This is a genomic window from Stenotrophomonas sp. GD03654, assembly GCF_029845105.1.
Taxonomy (GTDB): Bacteria; Pseudomonadota; Gammaproteobacteria; order Xanthomonadales; family Xanthomonadaceae; genus Stenotrophomonas; species Stenotrophomonas africana.
The window spans coordinates 1-6,073 of the sequence record NZ_JAOCLC010000128.1 but is presented as its reverse complement, the minus strand read 5'-3'; the positions used below and the strand labels follow the sequence as shown (position 1 = coordinate 6,073).

7 protein-coding genes are annotated in these 6,073 nt (G+C 67.5%); 6 read left to right on the top strand and 1 reads right to left on the bottom strand.

The genetic code is table 11. From position 1 onward, the window contains the following. Nucleotides 1-48 precede the first annotated feature (48 nt). The 3 genes from N5J73_RS23885 (at nt 49) to N5J73_RS23875 (ending at nt 2,504) form a co-directional block, all read left to right on the top strand. Nucleotides 49-366, top strand: coding sequence for a DUF4156 domain-containing protein (locus tag N5J73_RS23885; RefSeq protein WP_005407628.1), 318 nt, complete (start codon nt 49-51; stop codon nt 364-366). Nucleotides 367-469: 103 nt separating this feature from the next. Further along, nucleotides 470-1,486 carry a 3-oxoacyl-ACP synthase III gene (locus N5J73_RS23880; RefSeq protein WP_004135358.1) on the top strand — a complete coding sequence of 339 codons (1,017 nt, stop codon included), beginning with the start codon at nt 470-472 and terminating at the stop codon, nt 1,484-1,486. 127 nt (nt 1,487-1,613) lie between these two features. Beyond that, nucleotides 1,614-2,504 carry an alpha/beta fold hydrolase gene (locus tag N5J73_RS23875; protein WP_049446167.1) on the top strand — a complete coding sequence of 297 codons (891 nt, stop codon included), beginning with the start codon at nt 1,614-1,616 and terminating at the stop codon, nt 2,502-2,504. Nucleotides 2,505-2,619: 115 nt separating this feature from the next. On the opposite strand, the gene N5J73_RS23870 is transcribed toward N5J73_RS23875, so the two are convergent. Beyond that, nucleotides 2,620-3,051 carry a YkgJ family cysteine cluster protein gene (locus tag N5J73_RS23870; RefSeq protein ID WP_029380125.1) on the bottom strand — a complete coding sequence of 144 codons (432 nt, stop codon included), beginning with the start codon at nt 3,049-3,051 and terminating at the stop codon, nt 2,620-2,622. 104 nt (nt 3,052-3,155) lie between these two features. On the opposite strand from N5J73_RS23870, the gene oleC reads away from it, so the two are divergent. The 3 genes from oleC to N5J73_RS23855 all read left to right on the top strand — a co-directional run bounded on the left by oleC (nt 3,156) and on the right by N5J73_RS23855 (nt 6,040). Beyond that, the gene (gene oleC / locus N5J73_RS23865) at nt 3,156-4,814 is read left to right on the top strand and encodes an olefin beta-lactone synthetase (protein WP_049446168.1); all 1,659 of its coding nucleotides are present in this window, start codon (nt 3,156-3,158) and stop codon (nt 4,812-4,814) included. Then, the gene (oleD, locus tag N5J73_RS23860) at nt 4,811-5,803 is read left to right on the top strand and encodes a 2-alkyl-3-oxoalkanoate reductase (protein WP_049446170.1); all 993 of its coding nucleotides are present in this window, start codon (nt 4,811-4,813) and stop codon (nt 5,801-5,803) included. Before oleC ends, oleD begins: the two co-directional genes overlap by 4 nt. A gap of 81 nt (nt 5,804-5,884) precedes the next feature. After that, the gene (locus N5J73_RS23855) at nt 5,885-6,040 is read left to right on the top strand and encodes a DUF1328 domain-containing protein (RefSeq protein WP_005407633.1); all 156 of its coding nucleotides are present in this window, start codon (nt 5,885-5,887) and stop codon (nt 6,038-6,040) included. Nucleotides 6,041-6,073: the final 33 nt, after the last annotated feature.

The following is a 6,073-nucleotide window of genomic DNA, read 5'->3' as shown; positions in this document are numbered from 1 at the left end:
TTCAGGCTGTTCAGGCAGAATCTCCCCATACCCTTCCAGGATCTGCCCATGCGCGTTCTGCTGCTTTCCTCCCTGCTGCTCACCGTCACCGCTTGTACCTGGGTGCCGATCGAACCGGCCGGCAAGGCGACCCGCGTGCTGCCGGCAGGTCCGGTTCCGGCCGGCTGCATCGCCAAGGGCGAGGTAGTGGTCACCGTGAAGAGCAAGGTCGGCTTCTACAACCGCAACCCGCTGCGCGTGCAGGAAGAGCTGGAAACCCTGGCCCGCAACGAGGCCCCGAGCGCCGGCGCCAATGCCGTGCAGGCCGCCGCAGCCCCCGCCGATGGCAGCCAGCGCTTTGCCGCTTTCCAGTGCCCGCCGCGCTGAACGCTTCACCATACGGCCAAGCCTGAATTCGTAAAGATGCGGTGAAGGCCCCGGGGGTTATAGAATAGCGCCCCCTTTTGCCTGAGCCTTGGCGCTAACCTCGATGCTCTTCAAGAATGTCTCGATCGCCGGCCTGGCACACGTTGATGCGCCGCATACGCTGACGACCAAGGAAATCAACGAGCGGCTGCAGCCGACGTTGGATCGCCTCGGTATCCGCACCGACGTGCTCGGCGATATCGCCGGCATCCATGCCCGCCGCCTGTGGGACAACGGCGTGCTGGCGTCCGATGCCGCCACCATGGCCGGCCGCAAGGCGCTGGAAGACGCGGGCATCAATGCGACGCAGGTCGGCCTGCTGGTCAACACCTCGGTCAGCCGCGACTACCTGGAGCCGTCCACCGCCTCCATCGTGTCGGGCAACCTCGGCGTCAGCGACGAGTGCATGACCTTCGACGTCGCCAATGCCTGCCTGGCCTTCATCAACGGCATGGACATCGCGGCGCGCATGATCGAGCGCGGCGACATCGACTACGCGCTGGTGGTGGATGGCGAGACCGCCAACCTGGTGTACGAGAAGACCCTGGAGCGCATGACTGCCCCGGACGTCACCGCCGACGACTTCCGCAACGAACTGGCGGCGCTGACCACCGGTTCGGGTGCTGCGGCGATGGTGATGGCGCGCTCTGAGCTGGTGCCGGACGCGCCGCGCTACAAGGGCGGTGTCACCCGTTCGGCCACCGAGTGGAACCAGCTGTGCCTGGGCAACCTGGACCGCATGGTCACCGACACCCGCCTGCTGCTGATCGAAGGCATCAAGCTGGCGCAGAAGACCTTCACCGCCGCCAAGATCGCCCTGGGCTGGGCCGTGGAAGAGCTGGACCAGTTCGTGATCCACCAGGTCAGCCAGCCGCACACGGCTGCGTTCATCAAGAACTTCGGCATCGACCCGAAGAAGGTCATGACCATCTTCGGTGAGCACGGCAACATCGGCCCGGCCTCGGTGCCGATCGTGCTGAGCAAGCTCAAGCAGCTGGGCAAGCTGAAGAAGGGCGATCGCATCGCGCTTCTGGGCATTGGTTCCGGCCTGAACTGCTCGATGGCCGAAGTGGTCTGGTAAGACCCCCTGTAGAGCCGAGCCCATGCTCGGCTCACGCGCGCAGCGCGGCTCTTCCGCAGCGGACCGGAGAACAGCCGAGCATCGGCTCGGCTCTACACCGCGCCGCGATTCTCTCCAGGTACTCCGCATGCGCGATCTTCCCGGTTACCCCGCCCACCCGCAGCGCTTCGAGGTTCGCCCGGGCCTGTCGATGAACTATCTCGACGAAGGCCCGCGCGACGGCGAGGTGGTGGTGATGGTGCACGGCAACCCGTCGTGGAGCTATTACTGGCGCACGCTGGTGGCCGGCCTGTCGGACACATACCGCTGCATCGTGCCGGACCATATCGGTATGGGCCTGTCGGACAAACCCGATGACAGCCGCTACGAGTACACGCTGCAGTCGCGCGTGGATGATCTGGACGCGTTGCTCAAGCACCTGGGCATCACCGGCCCGGTGACCCTGGCCGTGCACGACTGGGGCGGCATGATCGGCTTCGGCTGGGCGCTGTCGCACCATGACCAGGTCAAGCGCCTGGTGGTGCTCAACACGGCCGCGTTCCCGATGCCGGCGGCGAAGAAGATGCCGTGGCAGATCGCGCTGGGCCGTCACTGGAAGATCGGCGAGTGGATCATCCGCACCTTCAATGCGTTCTCGTCCGGTGCGTCGTGGCTGGGCGTGGAGCGCAAGATGCCGGCCGATGTGCGCCGCGCCTACGTGTCGCCGTACAACAGCTACGCCAACCGCATCAGCACCATCCGCTTCATGCAGGACATTCCGCTGTCGCCGGCCGACAAGGCCTGGTCGCTGCTGGAACGCGCCGGCAAGGCGCTGCCGTCGTTCGCCGACCGCCCGGCCTTCCTCGGCTGGGGTCTGCGCGACTTCGTGTTCGACCACCACTTCCTGAAGGGTTTCCAGGCCGCGTTGCCGAAGGCGCAGGTGCATGCCTTCGAGGATGCCGGGCATTACGTGCTGGAAGACAAGCACGAGGTGCTGGTGCCGGAGATCCGCGCGTTCCTGGACAAGAACCCGATCTGAGCGGTGTGCCGACCAACGGTCGGCACCCACCGGAAGAGGTAATGGGTAGGTGCCGACCGTTGGTCGGCACACCGGCCGGGTTCATGAGGTTGCCGGCCAGCGGTCGGCACGACCACTACGCTGCGACCGGTGCCTGCGGCGGCGAAGACGGGCTGTTGCCGTTGTCATCGGGATGGTCGTCATCATTGTCGGCGTCATCGCGCCAGCGCCAGTCGGCCAGCGTCAACGGATCCAGGCCATAGGCGATGCGCGCCTTGTCGCACTGCGGGCTGGCCTTTCCGTACTCCCACGATGCATCCACCTCGCGGCACACGCTGGGCCGGTTGGGATGGATGGTGCAGCGTGAATACACGCCGATCTGCGCATCCAGTGCCACGCAGCGCACCGGTTTGGAATGGGTGCCGCGCATGCACAGGCGGTGCGGGTCCAGCACCTCGGTCAGCTGGTGCGGCACGCCGCCGGGGGTGACCTCGTCTGATTCCATCCAGTGGAAGGCCACGCGGTATTGGGTGCAGCAGGCGCCGCAGGTCATGCAGGGATGTTGCATGGGCAAGCCGCCTCGGGCGGCAGTCGGAATCAGGAACGAGGGTGCGGATTTTCCACGAAGTGGGCCGCCGCGCAAGAAATTCCGTAAGCGGCGACAATGAACGGATGAACCGACCCTGCAATATTGCGGCCCGTTTGCCTGAACTGGCGCGTGAACGCCCCGACCAGATCGCCATCCGCTGCCCCGGCCGCCGGGGCGCCGGCAACGGCATGGCCGCCTACGACGTCACCCTGGATTACCGCCAGCTGGATGCCCGCAGCGACGCCATGGCCGCCGGCCTGGCCGGCTACGGGATCGGCCGCGGGGTGCGCACGGTGGTGATGGTGCGGCCCTCGCCGGAGTTCTTCCTGTTGATGTTCGCGCTGTTCAAGCTGGGCGCGGTGCCGGTGCTGGTCGACCCGGGCATCGACAGGCGCGCGCTGAAGCAGTGCCTGGACGAGGCGCAGCCGGAAGCCTTCATCGGCATTCCGCTGGCCCATGTGGCACGGCTGGTGCTGCGCTGGGCGCCCTCGGCGACTCGCCTGGTGACCGTCGGCCGCCGCCTCGGCTGGGGCGGAACCACCCTGGCCGCGCTGGAGCGCGCCGGCGCCAATGGGGGGCCGATGCTGGCCGCCACCGACGGCGAGGACATGGCCGCGGTCCTGTTCACCAGCGGCTCCACCGGCGTGCCCAAGGGCGTGGTCTACCGCCACCGCCATTTCGTCGGCCAGATCCAGCTGCTGGGCAGTGCCTTCGGCATGGAAGCGGGCGGGGTGGACCTGCCGACCTTCCCGCCGTTTGCCTTGTTCGACCCGGCGCTGGGCCTGACCTCGGTGATCCCGGACATGGACCCGACGCGGCCGGCGCAGGCCGACCCGGCACGCCTGCACGATGCCATCCAGCGTTTTGGCGTGACCCAGCTGTTCGGTTCGCCCGCGCTGATGCGGGTGCTGGCGAAGCATGGCCGGCCGCTGCCGACGGTGACCCGGGTGACGTCGGCCGGTGCGCCGGTGCCGCCGGACGTGGTCGCCACCATCCGCAGCCTGCTGCCCGCCGACGCACAGTTCTGGACGCCCTATGGCGCCACCGAGTGCCTGCCGGTGGCAGTGGTGGAGGGCCGCGAGCTGGAGCGCACCCGTGCCGCTACCGAAGCCGGCGCCGGGACCTGCGTGGGCAGCGTGGTCGAGCCGAACGAGGTGCGCATCATCGCCATCGATGACGCACCGCTGCCGGACTGGTCGCAGGTGCGCGTGCTGGCCACCGGCGAAGTGGGCGAGATCACCGTGGCCGGACCGACCGCCACCGACAGCTACTTCAACCGCCCGCAGGCCACGGCCGCGGCGAAGATCCGCGAGACGCTGGCCGATGGCAGCACGCGCGTGGTGCATCGCATGGGCGACGTCGGTTACTTCGATGCGCAGGGCCGCCTGTGGTTCTGCGGGCGCAAGACGCAGCGCGTGGAAACCGCGCACGGCCCCCTGTACACCGAACAGGTCGAGCCGGTGTTCAACACCGTCGCAGGCGTGGCACGTACCGCACTGGTCGGCGTTGGTGCCCCGGGTGCGCAGGTACCGGTGCTGTGCGTGGAACTGCAGCGTGGCCAGTCCGACAGCCCGGCACTGCAGGAAGCGCTGCGTGCGCATGCCGCAGCCCGTGTGGCAGACGCCGGTCTGCAGCACTTCCTGGTGCATCCATCGTTCCCCGTCGATATCCGTCACAACGCCAAGATCGGCCGCGAGAAGCTCGCCGTCTGGGCCAGCGCTGAACTGGAGAAGCGCGCATGAAGATCCTGGTCACCGGTGGTGGTGGTTTCCTTGGCCAGGCGCTGTGCCGCGGGCTGGTCGAACGTGGCCACCAGGTCCTGGCGTTCAACCGCAGCCATTACCCGGAGCTGCAGGCGATGGGCGTGGGCCAGATCCGTGGCGACCTGGCCGATGCGCAGGCGGTGCTGCACGCGGTGGCCGGCGTTGACGCGGTATTCCATAACGGTGCCAAGGCCGGGGCGTGGGGCAGCTATGACAGCTACCACCAGGCCAACGTGGTCGGCACCGACAACGTGATCGCCGCCTGCCGTGCGCACGGTATCGGCCGGCTGGTCTACACCTCCACGCCCAGCGTGACGCATCGCGCCACCCACCCGGTGGAAGGCCTCGGCGCCGACGAAGTGCCTTACGGCGAGGATTTCCAGGCACCGTATGCGGCGACCAAGGCGATTGCCGAACAACGCGTGCTGGCAGCCAATGACGCCTCGTTGGCGACGGTGGCGCTGCGTCCGCGCCTGATCTGGGGCCCGGGCGACCAGCAGCTGGTGCCACGCTTGGCCGAACGTGCGCGGCAGGGCCGCCTGCGCCTGGTGGGCGATGGCACCAACAAGGTGGATACCACGTACATCGACAACGCCGCGCTCGCGCACTTCCTCGCTTTCGAGGCATTGGCGCCGGGCGCCGCGTGTGCGGGCAAGGCCTACTTCATTTCCAACGGCGAACCGCTGCCGATGCGCGAGCTGGTCAACAAGCTGCTGGCCGCTGTTGGCGCACCCACCGTGGGCAAGGCGATCAGCTTCAAGACCGCCTACCGCATCGGCGCTGTCTGCGAGCGGTTGTGGCCGCTGCTTCGCCTGCGTGGCGAGCCGCCGCTGACCCGCTTCCTGGCCGAGCAGCTGTGCACGCCGCACTGGTACAGCATGGCGCCGGCGCGCCGTGACTTCGGCTACGTGCCGCAGGTCAGCATTGAAGAAGGGCTGAGAAGGCTGAAGGCTTCATCTGCTGCATAGATCGCCATCACTGGTTGCACACCGCAGGATCGGGAGGATGGACCCACGCCATCCAAGGCTCGACCACCCGCGAGGAGCGCCATGCTGCATTACGCCATCATTTTCTTTGTCATCGCCATCATCGCCGCCGTTCTGGGCTTCTCCGGCATCGCCGGTGCCGCAACGAACATTGCTTGGATCCTGTTCGTGGTGTTCCTGATCCTTGCGGTGATTTCGATGTTCCGCAAGCGCGGATAGAAGACCGCAGGGTGGTGCCGGCCGGTGGCCGGC